Annotated in this window: 11 protein-coding genes and 1 pseudogene; 7 read left to right on the top strand and 5 right to left on the bottom strand. The window is 57.4% G+C overall.

Features of this window, described 5'->3' with window-relative positions; genetic code table 11:
• Positions 1-39: 39 nt before the first annotated feature.
• Positions 40-1,092 (bottom strand): annotated as a pseudogene (locus OKF39_RS11780) (BapA/Bap/LapF family prefix-like domain-containing protein); the annotation flags it as partial.
• Between the two features lie 121 nt (positions 1,093-1,213).
• Positions 1,214-2,551, bottom strand: coding sequence for a TolC family outer membrane protein (locus tag OKF39_RS11775; RefSeq protein WP_048999260.1), 1,338 nt, complete (start codon positions 2,549-2,551; stop codon positions 1,214-1,216).
• Between the two features lie 716 nt (positions 2,552-3,267).
• Here OKF39_RS11775 and OKF39_RS11770 point away from each other — a divergent pair.
• Positions 3,268-4,011, top strand: a complete 744-nt coding sequence (locus tag OKF39_RS11770; protein ID WP_028013082.1) for a DeoR/GlpR family DNA-binding transcription regulator — start codon at positions 3,268-3,270, stop codon at positions 4,009-4,011.
• Positions 4,012-4,024: 13 nt separating this feature from the next.
• A complete protein-coding gene (locus tag OKF39_RS11765) occupies positions 4,025-5,092 on the top strand; it encodes an oxidoreductase (protein ID WP_248205384.1) in 1,068 nt (355 codons plus the stop codon).
• Between the two features lie 44 nt (positions 5,093-5,136).
• Here OKF39_RS11765 and cybB read toward each other — a convergent pair whose 3' ends face one another.
• Positions 5,137-5,667: a cytochrome b561 gene (gene cybB / locus OKF39_RS11760; protein ID WP_032644876.1), complete on the bottom strand. Its 531-nt coding sequence runs from the start codon at positions 5,665-5,667 to the stop codon at positions 5,137-5,139.
• A 189-nt stretch (positions 5,668-5,856) separates the two neighbouring features.
• Between cybB and gap the strand changes: the two genes are divergently transcribed.
• Positions 5,857-6,858, top strand: coding sequence for a type I glyceraldehyde-3-phosphate dehydrogenase (gene gap / locus OKF39_RS11755; RefSeq protein ID WP_028013079.1), 1,002 nt, complete (start codon positions 5,857-5,859; stop codon positions 6,856-6,858).
• A gap of 53 nt (positions 6,859-6,911) precedes the next feature.
• Here gap and OKF39_RS11750 read toward each other — a convergent pair whose 3' ends face one another.
• On the bottom strand, positions 6,912-7,706 hold the full coding sequence (locus OKF39_RS11750) for a YdcF family protein (protein WP_479982936.1): 795 nt from the start codon (positions 7,704-7,706) through the stop codon (positions 6,912-6,914).
• A gap of 202 nt (positions 7,707-7,908) precedes the next feature.
• Here OKF39_RS11750 and OKF39_RS11745 point away from each other — a divergent pair, with 202 nt between their 5' ends.
• The 4 genes from OKF39_RS11745 (at position 7,909) to OKF39_RS11730 (ending at position 12,804) form a co-directional block, all read left to right on the top strand.
• A complete protein-coding gene (locus OKF39_RS11745) occupies positions 7,909-9,561 on the top strand; it encodes an MFS transporter (protein WP_479982935.1) in 1,653 nt (550 codons plus the stop codon).
• A 22-nt stretch (positions 9,562-9,583) separates the two neighbouring features.
• The gene (locus tag OKF39_RS11740; protein ID WP_047368507.1) at positions 9,584-10,666 is read left to right on the top strand and encodes an HlyD family secretion protein; all 1,083 of its coding nucleotides are present in this window, start codon (positions 9,584-9,586) and stop codon (positions 10,664-10,666) included.
• Positions 10,663-12,042, top strand: a complete 1,380-nt coding sequence (locus tag OKF39_RS11735; protein ID WP_479982934.1) for an efflux transporter outer membrane subunit — start codon at positions 10,663-10,665, stop codon at positions 12,040-12,042. The genes OKF39_RS11740 and OKF39_RS11735 overlap by 4 nt, the downstream gene beginning before the upstream one ends.
• Before the next feature lie 102 nt (positions 12,043-12,144).
• Complete coding sequence (locus tag OKF39_RS11730; RefSeq protein WP_047368505.1) at positions 12,145-12,804, top strand: O-methyltransferase; 660 nt, start codon at positions 12,145-12,147, stop codon at positions 12,802-12,804.
• Between the two features lie 54 nt (positions 12,805-12,858).
• Here the strand turns inward: OKF39_RS11730 and hrpA are convergent, their stop codons facing one another.
• On the bottom strand, positions 12,859-16,761 hold the full coding sequence (hrpA, locus tag OKF39_RS11725) for an ATP-dependent RNA helicase HrpA (protein ID WP_309265000.1): 3,903 nt from the start codon (positions 16,759-16,761) through the stop codon (positions 12,859-12,861).
• Between the last annotated feature and the right edge of the window lie 170 nt (positions 16,762-16,931).

Below are 16,931 nucleotides of genomic sequence, written 5' to 3'. Positions count from 1 at the left end.
GCTTCCGCTCACGGTGTTACCCGCCGCGTCTTTGCCGCTGACGCTGACGGTCCAGGTACCGTCGCTGAGCGTCTGCGCGTCTGCCGCAGGCACGTTAACGCTCCACGCGCCGTCTGCTCCCACCTGAGCGGTGTAGGCTTTGCCGTTCAGCGTTACGGAAACGTCGGTTCCCTGCGCCAGATGCTGGCTGCTGCCGGACAGCGTAAAGCCTGCGGACTGTTCGCTGGCGTTAATCACGTTGTCACCCGCCGTTGTCGCCAGCGTAAGCGTGGCCTCGGACGTAGAAACGGTCACGGTGATGTTGCCCGCTGACGTGGTTTTACTGCCGTCGATCTGCACCACCGACCAGGTGTGCTCTCCGTCGGCCTGGGTCGGGAGTTTTACCGTCCAGGTGCCGTCTTTACCGACCATCGCGCTGGCGATGGTGCTGCCGCTGCCGTCTTTAATCTGGATGGTCGCGCCCGGCTGACCGGTACCGCTGAAGGTCGGCGCGTTATCGTCCGTGAGGGCGTTTGCGCTCAGCACTCCCTGCTTGTCGCCCACCTTGTCCGACAGCAGGAAGGTCGGCGTGGCGCTTTCCACTTCTTTGGTGTTATCAATGACTTTCGTTTTGGTTTCGCCGTCACCGCCGTGGGCCAGCAGTGCGCCGATAGCACCGCCGCCTAACGCCGCCCCTGCAATCCAGCCCCACGGGGCATCGCTCAGGACGTTTCCCTGCTCCAGGAAGGGTTCAATGCTGCTAATGGGTGTGGCCTGCGCGGTTAATTCAGTAGCGGCAACGCCTGATGCTTCCCCGGCATCGGCAAAAGAGAGATGAGTCAGTTCCTGCCCGTCGTTGAACACCAGCTCTGACTGATGTTGGGTTTCAGGATCTTCAACAAAATAGTTATTGCAGCGAATAACGCTGCCGTCCTTCATATAAATGAGAAGGTCTTTACCCTGGCGGACATAACGCACCACGTCCTGAGCAGAGCCCTGAATTTCAATCACGCTCGGCGATGAAATAGAGACCGACAGATTTCCTTCGCCGGTTAATTTCGTTTTCTCCGCCGTTTTGCGAATGATGACATCAACAACCTTTACGTTACTCATATTCCTCTCCTTGCAGGTGTACGGATCCCTGTGGATATATCCACCAGACGGATGTAGCTATCCCTGGGAAAAAACACCCATTATTTTCAGACTTATTTCGTGCAGCTATGCGTGGCTTTTGTTAACTCAAATCGGGTAATTTTGCGGCAGCGTTTTTCTCTATTCCAATAAGCGGCATTAAATTATCAACCGCGGAAGCATAATTAATTGCCGAACTCCAGCCATCATACTCGGCGATTATTTTCGCCGAAGTGGCCTGCCAGACATCCTGCTCAACGCTGAGCAAATCATTAATGCTCCGCTTGCTCAGGGTGTATTCATTTTTATAAACCTCGCGGGCCCGCAGCGCATTTTCCAGCTGCCGCTTCCCGGCCTCCATTCTTCCGCGTGCGCCGGTCCAGTCAGCTTGCGCGACGGAGGCCTTTTGCAGCACGTCGAAACGCGCCTGATCGACCTGAGAGGACGCCATCGCCCGTGCACCCTCAGCCTGACGCACGCGTGCAGATACCGCGCCGCCCTGATAAAGCGGTGCGTCAATATTGAGCTGGATCTGGTCGTCCCAGTATGAGCGGTTGTCCGATTCGTAACGCGTGCGTCCCCCCTTCAGGCTCAGGGTTGGCCAGTGCTGGGACTTCGCCGTTTCAACGCCATACTGGGCCGAACGTTCCATATTCTGCGCGGCCATTACCGCCGGTATTAACGAATAATCAATGCGGTTGAGCGAATCCGGCTCAACGGCGAGGTTTGCGGGTACCGGCGAATAATGATCTGCCTGCATTCCGGTTAATACCGCGAGCCTTGCGCGGGCGCTGTTCAACGCGGCGTTATACTGCGCCACCGTCGCCTGCATGCCGGCAATACGCGTGCGGGTCTGGAGTTCATCGGAGGTGGAACTCACGCCCGCATCGGCGCGCAGTTTTGCCAGCTGCTCCACGTTTTTCAATGCCTGAACATTCTCTTTTGCCGCCTGTAGCAGGTCGGAATAACGTTTGACCTCCACGTAGCCGAGCGCCGTTTTTTCCGCCACGTCAGAAAGCGTGGTCATCAGCTGGTAGCGGTAGCTATCGCGCTGTGCGGAAGACTGGCTGATGCTGTTGTTGGTCTTGCCAAAATCGTATATCAGCTGGGTCAGGCTCACCCCCCAGGCCGCAGAGTTCTTCAGCGAACCGCTGGAATCGGTGGTCTGGCTATGCCCCGTACTCCCGTTCAACGCTATTTGCGGCATCCAGCCGCTGCGCGCCTCGTCTATTTGCGCCTGACCAATACCTAACTGCGCGGCCTGCTGGCTAATTGACGGATCGCGATCGATAGCGAAAAGAATACTTTCCTTTAAGGTCGTCGTTGCCATCGGGGCAATACCTACCGCGCCACTATTGGCATAAGCCGTATTTAGGGCTAATGAAATTAACGCCAGCGTAGCTATAAATTGGCGTGAAACAGGCTTGCGTAATATCGTCATTTTATCTCCCTGACTCTGAGTGATACTCAAGCAATTACCCAAAAAGAGGTACAGATAATTAGACAAATATCTTATTTAACTTCCTCGCTAAATTTCAGGTAAAGCTCCCCATACCCATTTCCGATGGAGATGAGATCCGCCTTTGTCTTATTAAATTTAAGAAATTACTTATTTCATAAGTTGATTTGCAGCATAACAAAATGTGGTATAGGCCACTACACCCGCAATGTTAATACGGTGTTACATATAAGAAAAAACATGGGGTTTCTGGACAAAACTCCGAAAGTAGCCTTTCAGATGAAACATCAAAACACACTGTAATTTAAGGAAAATTCTTAATCTCCTCTGCGCACATTTTTGCGTTAATTTCTGAGCGGGTCAGACACAAAGATTTTCAAAGAAGTGTCAACTTAAGTAAGAGCCATCGATTTGTTGAAAAATAATTCCAATAAAAAACATAAATCAGACATTAAATGCTTTATTTTAATTTCATATCAGCACATTCCACCAATTAATGACAATGTGTTGGTTACATAACCCAAATCGTTGATTAAAACATAACATTAACACTCTGGTTAACATTCAGAACGGCTTAATGATATCCGCTTAATATAATTCCAATAATCAAACATCAACCTGGTTTATGATGCCCCTTCCTTCTGCGTCAAAATGCTGTATTATGCGATTTATTGCGACATTTTGCAGGATTGCTGCCCATGCACAAAACCGCACGTCAACGCTATGTCCTTGATATTCTCAGTGAACAAGGTCAGGCCAGCATCACCGAGCTGGCAGAAAAGCTGCAGGTTTCGGCGGATACCGTTCGTCGGGATTTGACCGATCTGGAAAATCAGGGGCTTGCCCAGAAGAATCACGGCGGGGCTATTGCTCTGAATCTTTCGGCCATGAATCGTCAGGGCCGCAATACCCTGCTGCCGGAAACCAAGCAGCGTCTGGGGAAACAGGTTGCGCAGGCGGTTCCGCCGGGTTCCACCCTGTTTCTGGATGCCGGCAGTACGGTGATGGCCGTCGCTACTTTTCTGCAGGGACCTCACACCGTGATCACTACCTCGCTGGATATCGCCCAGCATTTTAGCGACCGGGAAGACATTGAGCTTATTCTGCTCGGTGGAAAATGGGACCCGAAGCAGCGCCTGTTTGCCGGCAGCGCCACGTTGTCCCTGCTGTCACGCTATCGGGCCGATATCGCCATTCTCGGTGCGTGCGCACTTCATGCCGAACTCGGTCTGAGTGCCGGTAAAGAAGCGGATGCCGAGGTGAAACGCGCGATGCTCGCCGCAAGCCATGCGCACTGGATTGTTGCCGATCACCTGAAAGTTAACCGCTGCGAGCCGTATCTGGTCTCCGGGCTCACCGATATTCATCAACTCTTTTTAGATCGTCCCTGGCCTGAGCTTGGGGACCCTGGCGCATTACGGGTCACGGTGTGCGCGCAATAACGTGGAGAAGGTCATGAGTAAAGTTCAAACAATCAACATTGCGCTGATCGGGTATGGTTTTGTCGGTAAAACCTTCCATGCCCCGCTGATCCAGTCCGTGGACGGGCTCAAGCTGGCGGTGGTCTCTTCCCGTGATGAAGAGAAAGTGAAGCGCGATCTTCCGGATGTGCTGGTGGTAGCCACGCCCGAAGAAGCCATTCAACATCCTGATGTTGACCTGGTGGTCATTGCCTCCCCTAACGCCACCCACGCGCCGCTGGCGACGCTGGCCCTGAACTCGGGAAAACACGTGGTCGTGGATAAGCCTTTCACTCTGGATATGCAGGAAGCCCGGGACCTGATTGCCCTGGCGGATGAAAAGCAGCTTCTGCTCTCCGTTTTCCACAACCGCCGCTGGGACAGCGATTTCCTCGGCATTAAGCAGATTATTGAGCAAGGCACGGTTGGCAAGGTTAAACATCTGGAGTCGCATATTGACCGCTTCCGCCCGGAAGTGCGCGTGCGCTGGCGCGAGCAGAACGTCCCCGGCAGCGGTCTGTGGTTTGACCTGGGCCCTCACCTGATCGACCAGACGCTTCAGCTGTTTGGCCTGCCAGAGTCTGTTCAGGGAAATATCGCCACGCTGCGCGACGGCGCAGAGGTTAACGACTGGGCGCATGTGGTCCTCAATTACCCGGATCATAAGGTGGTTCTGCACGCCAGCATGCTGGTGGCTGGCGGTACGGCGCGCTTTACCGTTCACGGGAACAAAGGCAGCGTGGTGAAAGCCAGAATCGATCAGCAGGAAGCGCAGCTGCTGGCTGGCGTAATCCCCGGCAGCGACGCCTGGGGCGAAGACGACGACAGCATGGTGTTCTTCGGAGCTGATGGTGAACCCCAAACGATTGCCACGCCAAAGGGCGATCAGCGGCAGTACTACATCAACGTGCGGGATGCGATGCTCGGGAAGATCGCCAATCCCGTTCACCCTGTCGAGGCGTTAGCGGTCATGGCTGTTCTGGAAGCGGCGGTGAAATCGTCAGAGACGGGGTCAACGCAGACGCTGGCGTTAACTGATGAAGAGTGTGCTCTTCTGGGTTAAAAAACAAGCCGGGTGGCGCTGCGCCGCCCGGCACGAGTTAAAGATTACTGACGCTTATTCGGCATCATGCGCAAAAGAGTATTATCTTTCCAGAAATAGTGGTGCATCAGCGCCGCAAAGGCGTGCAGACCAATCACGAAATAGCCCAGGTTTGCCAGCGTAACGTGCCACTCCTTCAGCACATCCACCAGGTCAAAATTCCCCTCCGCCGCGTGAGGCATCGCCAGACCAAAGGCGAACCAGTCGTTTCCACGGTTATACATCATTACAATGCCAATCAGCGGAAGCGCAATAAACAGCAGATAGACGATCAGATGCCCAAGGTGGGACATGCCGGTTATCATCGCTTTGGGTTTAGGCTGGATGGGCGGTGCGGGAAACTTCAGGCGGATCAGCAATCTCGCCACCATCAGCACCAGAACCGAGATGCCGCAGGAGACGTGGATCATGTTAATAAGCGGTCGGTCGGAACGCGGGAAAAAGCCCCTGAATTCCATCGCGCAGTAGGCGACAACGATTAACAAAAACACCAGCCAGTGAATCGTGATTTGCAGGCTTGTATATTTAGTGCGCATGGGATTTCCTGAAAAAAAACAGTCACCGCGCCAACATAATCTCCTTTCCTTAAAAATTCATTAACTTTTCTGTATGGTTTTTCAAATACTTCCCCTCGCATGAAGCATCTTCAATTGCTGCCCTGCCCGTGATGGTCTAAGCCTGGATGAGTTCAAACTGTCGTATCGACACGTTCACAGGAGAACACCATGAGTAAAATTGGCATTAACGGATTTGGACGCATTGGACGCCTTGTGCTGCGCCGCCTTCTTGAAACCCAGGACAGTAATACCGTCGTCGCCATTAACGACCTCACCTCCCCGAAAGTCCTGGCCTACCTGCTCAGGCATGATTCCAACTACGGTGGCTTCCCCTGGAGCGTGGACTTCACCGAGGATGCGCTGATTGTCGACGGTAAAACCATCGCGGTGTACGCCGAAAAAGAGGCAAAGCACATTCCGTGGAAAGCCGCGGGCGTGGATATCGTCGTGGAGTGCACCGGCTTTTATACCTCAGAAGAAAAATCGCGGGCGCACCTGGACGCCGGTGCGAAGAAAGTGCTGATTTCGGCGCCCGCGGGTGAGATGAAGACCATCGTCTATAGCGTGAATGACGATACCATTGACGCCAGTGATACTATTATTTCCGTCGCGTCCTGCACCACCAACTGCCTCGCCCCGCTGGCAAAAGCCCTGAACGACGCGTTTGAAATTAAAGTGGGCACCATGACCACCATTCATGCCTATACCGGCACCCAGGCGCTGGTGGATGGCCCGCGCGGGAAAGATCTGCGCGCCTCGCGGGCGGCGGCAGAAAATATTATTCCGCATACCACCGGTGCGGCGAAAGCCATCGGCCTGGTGATCCCCGCGCTCAGCGGCAAACTAAAGGGTCACGCCCAGCGCGTGCCGGTGAAAACCGGATCGGTAACCGAGCTGGTAGCGATTCTGGGTAAAAAGGTGACGGTCGAGGAGATCAACGCCGCGTTGAAAAAGGCGACCCAGGGGAATAAATCGTTCGGGTATACCGATGACGAGATTGTGTCGTCAGATGTGATTGGCTCGCACTATGGTTCGGTGTTTGACGCCACGCAGACGGAGGTGTCAGAAGCGGGAGATCTGCAGCTGGTGAAAGCCGTTGCCTGGTATGACAACGAGTATGGGTTTGTGACGCAGCTGGTGCGGACGCTGGATAAGTTTGCGGCGCTGTGATTTTTCCCTCACCCTAACCCTCTCCCCAATGGGGCGAGGGGATTGTTCCGTGCTCAGATGATTTTACGCGCCACCTTCAGGACTGGGTCCTGTTGAAGCTGTCTCCAAGCGGCGGTGACGGTTTCAGGGAATTCAACGTGGGCGATAAAATCCCGCCCGGCCGGGCCATAGCCGTTAACGTCATCATACAGGCGCGGCAGTTCCCCCATAACCAGCGAAAGATACCGGTCAACGGGCCACAGCCCGGCATTGCCCCCACTAAACTCCACGCCCTCTGTGCCGTTTTGCAGCACTGGCGTAAACCCGGGATGGCTGATCCACTGCGGTGATGCGGGTTCATCGCGGCACACGCGGGCAAACGTCGCCATCGTGCGGCGCTGCATCGTTGGGTCCTGCACCACCAGCACGCGCCCGCTTGTCCGCTGACGCTCTTTTAGCATGTTCCAGCTAAAGCGCGCGTTTTCTCCGCAGTTGGTGGAGCGATCTTCAACCCACACGCGCGCCTCGGGGATCTGCCAGAACGCCCGCGCAACGTCGGCAAGAATGCTCGCTTCGGCCCGCCCTTCGACTTGTAAGGTGTGATAACGCGGATGATTTCCGATAGCTGAATATAAAAACGCGGTTGAATGACCAATACCTCCGCTAATCAGGAGCGGGATTTCTCGCTGCGCGGCAATACGGCAGGCTGCATCAATGGTCGGGATCACCGCGTTCCCTGCCAGAATTACCGCATCGACGTCCGGGTACAGGCGGCTGTCGCTCAGGTCATCCTGCGCCAGCCATTCACCGACAGTATTAATGGCCGCCAGTGTGGCATCCGGCAGGATGGGAAAATGGGTCTGTTCCATGATGAACTCCTTCTCGCTATCCCTGCAGGGTAGCGACTTCAGGTTCTCAACACAACGGCGACATCGGGCCGCTCTTTTTCCTTAAATTTCTTTCGTACATTTGATTAACATGCGCAAATCATATTCACTTGAATTATCATTTGCGGCAGACGTAGAATCGCTAGCCCGCTAATTATTCAATCATTTCTAAGGTAATGACGTTATGCGCCTGCCCGAACGCGACCCTTATGCTCCTCGCGAGTGGCAGCCCCATGAGAAACCCGCCCTGCTGGGTTCGCCTTCCACTCCCGAGCACAGTACGCCAAAACGCGTCGCCTATGGCGTCGTTGGGCTGCTGGTTTGCCTGACGGGGGCACTGGGCAATGCGGTGGTTACCGCCAACCTGCAAAACCTGCAGGGAACCTTCGGGGCCTGGTCGACCGAAATCGCCTGGCTGCCCGCAGTCTATGTGATGACCAACATCTCCATTAACCTGCTGCTGGTCAAATTTCGTCAACAGTACGGCCTGCGCGCCTTTACGGAAGGTTTTCTGGTGCTCTACGTGCTGGTCACCTTTTTCCACCTGTTCGTTAACGACCTCAGCTCCGCGCTGATGGTACGCGCCGCGCACGGGATGGTGGCCGCCGCGCTCAGCTCGCTGGGGATTTACTACCAAATCCAGGCCTGGCCTGCGAAGCATCGCCTGAAGGCGCTTACCATCGGGATCACCGGATCGTCGCTCGCTATTCCGCTGGCGCGTCTGTTTTCCACTGAGCTTCTCCAGCTGGACGAGTGGCGCGGGCTCTATTTCTTTGAGCTGGGGCTGGCGCTGATCTCCCTGGCCTGCGTAATCGCCTTAAAACTGCCGCCGGGTGACCGACGCAAGGTCTTCGAGAAGAAAGACTTTGTCACCTTCTTTTTACTGGCTCCCGGAATGGCCCTGCTCTGCGCCGTGCTCTCTTTAGGCCGTCTTGACTGGTGGTTTGAAGCGCCGTGGATCGGCTGGTCGCTGGCGCTATCGCTGGTGCTGATTGTTTCCGCCATCGTGTTTGAACATAACCGCGCCAACCCGCTGCTGAACACCCGCTGGCTGTCGAGCGGCAGCATCGTTCGCCTGGGGCTGATCATGCTGCTGATCCGCATCGTGCTGGCGGAGCAAAATACCGGCGTCATCGGCTGGCTGCAGTACGTGGGGTTACAGAATGAGCAGATGACCCACCTGGCGTGGTCCATTTTCGCCGGGATCGTCTGCGGGATCGTCACCAGCTGCCTCACCATCAAGCCCACAAAGCTGGCGTGGCCGATTATCACCTCTCTGGCGCTGATGATTCTTGCCTCGCTGCTGGACAGCCAGTCCAATAACCTGACCCGCCCGGATCAGCTGATGGTCAGCCAGTTCCTGCTGGGCTTCGGCAGCGCCTTCTTCCTGGCGCCCGCCATGCTGGCCGCCATTGGCGGGGTAATTGCCGACCCGCGTAACCTGGTCAGCTTTTCGGTCATGTTTGGCATGAGCCAGAACCTCGGCGGCCTGCTGGGATCGGCGATTCTCGGCACCTTCCAGACCTGGCGCGAGAAATACCACTCCAGCCTGCTGGCGGATCAGCTCACCACGCTTAACCCGCTGGTCAACGAGCGGATTCAGCTTTATACCCAGATGTATAAAAGCCTGATTGGCGACAGTACGCTGCTGGGAACGCAGGCCATTACCCAGCTACAGACGGTGACCACCCTTGAGGCAAATATTCTGGCCTACAACGATACTTATCTGCTGACGGCAAGCATCGCTGCCGCCACGCTGGTCTGGATTTTATGGCGCTTGCTGCGCCTGCGCATTACTGCCCGTATGGCGCTGAAGAACGCCACCGGCAACAAATAATTGTAATATTTCTGGAGAGTTTATGAGTCAGCAGGATGCCGCCAAAGAGCAGGCCAACACCCGCAAAAATGTGCGCATTGTTTCCGTTTTCACCGCCGCTGCCATCGGTATTGTCGGCGTGCTGGTCATTCTTTACGCCTGGCAGCTGCCGCCGTTTACCCGCCACGCGCAGTTTACCGACAACGCCTACGTGCGCGGCCAGACGACGTTCATTAGCCCCCAGGTTAACGGCTATATCACCGAGGTGAAGGTTCAGGACTTTGTGCAGGTCAAAAAAGGCGATCTGCTGCTGCAGATCGATGACCGCATCTACCGCCAGCGCGTCCATCAGGCCGAGGCGCAGCTGGCGATGAAAATTGCCGCGCTGAATAACAACCTGCAGCAGCGGAAAAGCGCCGAAGCGACCATTGCCAAAAATGAAGCCGCGCTGAAAAATGCCCGCGCCCAGAGCCTGAAAACCCAGGCGGATTTAAAGCGCGTGAAGGATCTGACGGCGGATGGTTCGCTTTCCATTCGGGAGCGCGATGCCGCGCTGGCCAGTGCGGCTCAGGGCAGCGCAGATATCGACCAGGCGAAAGCCACGCTTGAGATGTCGCGTCAGGATCTGCAGACGGTGATTGTGAACCGCGGCGCGCTGGAGGCAGATGTTGAAAACGCCAAAGCGGCGCTGGAGCTGGCGCAGATTGACCTGCAAAACACCCGCATTATCGCCCCGCGCGACGGCCAGCTCGGCCAGATTGCCGTGCGTCTCGGCGCGTACGTGACCGCCGGAACGCACCTCACTACGCTGGTACCGCCGCAGCACTGGGTGATTGCCAACATCAAAGAGACCCAGCTGGCAGAGCTGCGCGTCGGTCAGCCGGTGAAGTTTACCGTCGATGCCTTAAACAACAAAGCGTATCAGGGCCGCGTAGAGAGCATCTCGCCGGCGACCGGGGTTGAATTCAGCGCCATCACGCCGGACAACGCCACCGGCAACTTTGTCAAAATCGCCCAGCGTATTCCGGTGCGCATTGAGGTGCTCGGTAAGCCTGAAGAGTCTGCGCTGCTGCGTCCGGGTATGTCGGTCCAGGTGACGATCGATACGCGGGAGGCGAAGCCATGATCCTTCGCCCGATAGCCGCTCTGGTGGGGGCGCTCATGCTGGCCGGATGCCAGTCCGTTGACGTCAAGCCGGCGCAGCCGACGCTGCACATCCCTGCGCAGTGGAGAGCCGCCTCCGGCCCGGCCAGCCCGGCGGAGCAACTCTGGTGGCGCAACTTCCATGACAACGACCTGAACCGCTACGTGGATCGGGCGCTTAAAAATAACAGCGATGTGCTGATTGCCCGCGAGCGGATAAACGAATATCAGGCACGGGTCTTTGCCGCCGACGGCAGCCTGTTTCCTTCGCTCGACGCGGGCGTAACGGGAACGCGCGCCCGTTCGCAATCCGCCGCCACTGGGCTTCCGGTTTACAGCACGCTGTACAGAGGCAGCCTGACGGCGAGCTATGACGTTGATATCTGGGGCGTCAACCGCAGCACGGCCAATGCCGCCGAAGCCTCGCTGGAGGCGCAAAAAGCCGCCGCCGCGGCTGCGGATCTCACCGTCGCCTCGTCCGTTGCCTCCGGGTACGTCACCCTGCTCTCGCTTGATGAACAGCTGCGCGTGACCGAATCCACGCTGAAATCGCGCGAAGAGGCGTTTAATCTTGCCAAACGCCAGCTTGAGACGGGCTACAGTTCGCGCCTGGAGCTGATGCAGTCTGATTCCGAGCTTCGCTCAACGCGAGCGCAGGTGCCCGTGCTGCGGCATCAGATTGCGCAGCAGGAGAATGCCCTGAGCCTGCTGCTGGGAAGCAATCCCGGTGCGGTAGCGCGTAGCGAAAGCTTTGCGGCGCTGACGCCGCTCACGCTGCCGTCACAGCTGCCCTCCACGCTCCTGAATCGTCGGCCGGATATCGTGCAGGCTGAGCGACAGCTGGTCGCGGCTGACGCCTCGCTTGCCGCGTCACGCGCCAGCCTGCTGCCGTCGATCAACCTGACCGCAACCGGATCGATCCAGGATCGCACCCTTTCCGGCCTGCTGGACAACCCGCTCCAGCTCTGGAGCGCAGGCGGCAGCATTCTCGCCCCGCTGCTGAACCGCCAGGCGCTGAACGCGCAGGTGGATATTTCCCAGTCCCAGCGTAACCAGGCGCTGTATGCGTATGAAAAAACCGTGCGTAACGCGTTTGCCGAAGTGAACAACAGCCTTGATGCCATTACGCGCTATCAGGAACAGCTGACGGAGCTGCTTGCCCAGCAGGATGTGGCCCGGGAGACGCTGCGCATTGCGCAGAACCGCTATCGCAACGGTTATTCATCCTATCTTGACGTGCTGGACGCGCAGCGCACGCTGTACTCGGTCCAGACCAGCGTGGTGCAGGTCAAAAATAACCCGCTGCTGGCGCAGATTGATTTGTATAAAGCACTGGGCGGAGGATGGGTCAGTGCCTGAAAACCTGCCCGGTGGCGCTTTGCTTACCGGACCTGCATTTCGCACCCGTAGGCCGGGTAAGGCGTAGCCGCCACCCGGCAATCCCTCTAAAGGAGTCAATCTATGCAACAACAATGGTCTGCAGTAGATAATTACATGATTTCTTCGCTTATCCCTGAGGATGAGGTTCTACAGAAGGTTCTTGAGAACAATAAACGCGCCGGGCTACCCGAACACGATGTTGCGGCCAATCAGGGACAGCTGCTGGCGCTGTTCGTGCGCATGACGCAGGCAAGACGCATTCTTGAGATCGGTACGCTGGGTGCCTATAGCTCTATCTGGATGGCGCGCGCCCTGCCGCCGGACGGAAAGCTGATTACGCTCGAGGCGGACCCAACGCATGCCGATGTTGCCCGCCAGAATATTCGCCTCGCGGGGCTGAACGATCGTATTGAATTAATAGAAGGCCCGGCGCTGAACTCGCTGGAGAATTTCGGTGACGTTCCGCCGTTCGACCTGATCTTTATTGATGCCGATAAGCCAAACAATCCCGGCTATCTGGAGTGGGCGCTGCACTATTCCCGTCCCGGCACGGTGATTATCGGCGATAACGTGGTCCGCGACGGCGAGGTCATTAACGGGCAAAGCGACGACGCGCGCGTGCTGGGCGTGCGGCGTTTTATCGAGATGACGGGGGATAACCCGCGCTTAACCGCCACCGCGCTGCAAACGGTGGGGGTTAAGGGATGGGATGGGTTTACGCTGGCGATTGTGAATGGGTGAAGGCATCAGCCCGACCCTCTCCCTGTGGGAGAGGGAGAAAACCGGGCAAGGACGTTAAGCGGAAATCTGCTCCATCGCCTGCAATATACGCTTATCCGAAATCGGATACGGCGTACCGAGCTGCTGAGCAAAGAAGCTGACGCGCAGCTCCTCGATCATCCAGCGGATCTCCTGCACATCTTCATCGTCGCGGCGCGCCGGCGGCAGCTTGTTTAACCACTGCTGCCACGCCTGCTGCACGCTTTCGACCTTCAGCATCTGCGCGCGATCGCGGTGCGGATCGATCGCCATTTTCTCCAGACGTTTTTCAATCGCCTGCAGATAGCGCAGCGTATCGCCCAGACGCTTAAAGCCGTTGCCGGTAACAAAGCCGCGGTACACCAGTCCCGCCATCTGCGCCTTCACGTCCGACAGCCCCAGCGCCATGGTCATATCCACGCGCCCCTTCAGGCGCTTGTTGATGTTGAACACGGCGGTGAGGATCTGCTCGACCTGTTTGGCAATCTCCACCACGGTGTCGTTCAGCTCGGCGCGAACCTTGTCATGCAGCTTCGCAAAACCTTCTTCCGTCCAGACCGGGCCGCCCGCCTCGTGGATCAGCTTGTCCACGCCGCAGGAGATGCAGTCGTCAATCAGATCCAGCACTTTGCCGTACGGGTTAAAGTAGAGCCCCAGCTTGGCTTTGTTCGGCAGCTTCTCGTGCAGATACTTGATCGGCGACGGGATGTTGAGCAGCAGCAGGCGGCGCAGCCCGCGCCACATCATCTGCTGCTGTTCCTGCGGGTTATCAAACAGTTTGATCGCCACGCTGTCACGTTCGTCCACCAGCGCCGGCCAGGCTTTGACCTTATAGTTGCCGCGCTTCTGCTCGTAGCTTTCCGGAAGCTGGCCAAAGCTCCAGATATGCAGCCCGCTCTGCTCGATGCCGTCGTCCGCCACCGCAGAAAGCGTCTCCTGAACTTTTCCTTTCAGCGCCTCTTTCAGCTCGCTGAGAGAACGCCCTTCCAGCAGCTTTTTGTTTTTATCATCCACCACGCGGAAGCTGATTTTCAGGTGATCGGGCACCTGATCCCAGTTCCAGTCTTCGCGGTCGATGGTGGTGCCGGTCATACGGCGGAACTCACGCTCCAGCGCGTCCAGCAGCGGCAGTTCCAGCGGCGTGACGCGGCCCAGAAACGCTTCCGCATAATTTGGCGCTGGCACAAAATTGCGCCGCACCGGTTTCGGCAGGGATTTGATCAGCGCAATCACCAGCTCGCGGCGCAGGCCGGGAATTTGCCACTCAAACCCGCTCTCGTCGACCTGGTTTAACAGCGGCAGCGGAATGTGGACGGTTACGCCGTCCGCGTCGGTGCCCGGTTCAAACTGGTAGGTCAGACGCAGCTTGAGGTTGCCCTGATGCCAGAAGTTCGGGTAGTCGAGCTTGCTGACCGACTCCGCCCCCTCTTTAATCAGCATGCTCTTTTCGAAGTTGAGCAGGTCCGGCGTCGCTTTGCTGGCCTTCTTCCACCAGCTGTCAAAGTGGCGGGCGGAGATCACATCATGGCTGATGCGCTGGTCGTAAAACTCAAACAGCGCCTCATCGTCCACCAGAATGTCGCGGCGTCGGGACTTGTGCTCAAGCTCTTCCACCTCGGCGCGCAGCTTCAGGTTTTCACGGAAGAACGCGTGGCGCGTCTGCCAGTCCCCCTCCACCAGCGCGTGGCGGATAAACAGCTCGCGGCTGAGCGCCGGATCGATCTGGCTGTAGTTGACCTTACGCGCGGCGACCACCGGCAGGCCGTAAACGGTCACTTTTTCGGTCGCCATCACCGCGCCCTGCGCGCGCTCCCAGTGCGGCTCGCTGTACGAGCGTTTCAGCAGGTGCTGAGCCACCGGCTCAACCCATTCCGGGTCGATGCGCGCGGCAATGCGCCCCCACAGGCGGCTGGTTTCCACAAGCTCCGCGACCATGGTCCACTTCGGCGGCTTCTTGAACAAGCCGGAACCCGGGAAGATGGAGAAACGCGCGTTACGCGCGCCGGTATATTCCTGCTTATCCGCATCCTTCATCCCGATATGGGACAGCAGGCCGGTCAGCAACGCGATGTGAATTTCGCGGTACTCCGCCGGTTCACTGTTCACCGGAATGCCCAGCTCTTTCACCACCTGGCGCAGCTGGGTGTAGATATCCTGCCATTCACGCACGCGCAGGTAGTTAAGGAAATCCACGCGGCACTGGCGGCGGAACTGGTTCGAGGAGAGCGCTTTCTGCTGCTCGCCGAGGTAGTTCCACAGGTTCACAAAGGCGAGGAAATCGGACTCTTTGTCGTGGAAGCGGCGGTGCTTTTCGTCCGACGCCTGCTGTTTGTCCATCGGACGCTCGCGTGGGTCCTGAATGGAGAGCGCCGAGGTGATGATCATCGCCTCGCGCACGCAACCGTGCTTTTGCGCTTCCAGCACCATGCGCGCCAGGCGCGGGTCGACCGGCAGCTGGCTGAGCTGGCGGCCCAGCGGCGTCAGCTTATAGATGCTCGCCTGCTCGTCGGTGGTAATCGCCCCGAGCTCTTCCAGCAGACGCACGCCATCCTGAATGTTGCGCTTGTCCGGCGCTTCCACAAACGGAAACGCCGCGATGTCGCCCAGCCCCAGCGCGGTCATCTGCAGGATAACGGACGCCAGGTTGGTGCGCAGAATTTCCGGGTCGGTAAACTCCGGGCGCGACAGGAAATCGTCTTCGGAATAAAGACGAATACAGATCCCTTCCGACACGCGGCCGCAGCGGCCCTTACGCTGGTTAGCAGACGCCTGGGAGACCGGCTCAATCGGCAGGCGCTGAACCTTGGTGCGGTAGCTGTAGCGGCTGATGCGCGCCGTGCCCGGGTCGATCACGTATTTAATCCCCGGTACGGTCAGCGAGGTCTCCGCCACGTTGGTCGCCAGCACGATGCGGCGTCCGCTGTGTGGCTGGAAGACGCGGTTTTGCTCGCTGTTCGACAGGCGCGCGTACAGCGGCAGGATCTCGGTGTGGCGCAGGTCGCGCTTGCTGAGCGCATCGGCAGTATCGCGAATTTCGCGCTCGCCGCTCATGAAGATCAGGATGTCGCCCGCGCTCTCGTTGCCCAGCTCGTCAACAGCGTCGAAGATGGCCTGCAGCTGATCGCGCTCGGTATCGTCCGCCTCTTCCACAATCGGGCGATAGCGCACTTCCACCGGATAGGTGCGGCCCGACACTTCAATAATCGGCGCATTGTTGAAGTGTTTTGAGAAGCGCTCCGGGTCGATGGTCGCGGAGGTGATGATGATTTTCAGATCAGGGCGACGCGGCAGCAGCTCTTTAAGATAGCCAAGCAGGAAGTCGATGTTCAGGCTGCGCTCGTGCGCTTCGTCAATGATGATGGTGTCGTACTGCATCAGCAGGCGGTCCTGCTGTATTTCCGCCAGCAGGATACCGTCCGTCATCAGCTTGACCATGGTGTTGTCGCTGACGTGGTCGCTGAATCGCACCTTGTAGCCGATGCAGCCGCCCGGCTCCGTCTGCAGCTCTTCGGCAATACGGTTCGCCACGGTGCGCGCCGCCAGACGACGCGGCTGGGTGTGGCCAATCAGCCCCTTCACCCCGCGGCCCAGCTCCATACAGATTTTCGGCAGCTGGGTGGTTTTGCCTGAACCGGTTTCCCCCGCGACAATCACCACCTGGTGGTCGCGGACGGCCTCAAGGATGTCCTGTTTCTTCTGACTGACGGGCAGGTTTTCCGGGTAGGTGATCGCAGGACGCGCGGCTTCGCGCAGCACAACCTTCCCTGCCGCCTGTTCAATCTCTTTGGCCATCTCCTGGTAAATGGCCTGTTGTGCATCAGGATTTTTAACCTTCTTCACGCCGTGCAGACGGCGGGCGAAGCGCTGTTTATCGCGCAGCATCAGGGAATCAAGCTGTTGCAGGAGCATCGGGAAGGTGAATTTTTGTTGTTCTGTCATAGCGTTAACGGGCAGTGCTCTGCCGGATAAAATCTCTTTTTAATGATTGCTATAGAGTACCACATTGACGCTTTTAGCGCCTTATTCAAAAAATTCGAACATAGACTTCGATATATTGCGCTATCTCTGTGGCAGGATTGTGAATAAAGTGTCAACAAGCAACGGGGCCC

The sequence above is a fragment of the Enterobacter cloacae complex sp. HYC042_NIDB genome (genome assembly GCF_056673315.1).
The sequence above is the reverse complement of the archived record's forward strand: the minus strand, read 5'-3'. Positions and strand labels throughout refer to the sequence as shown.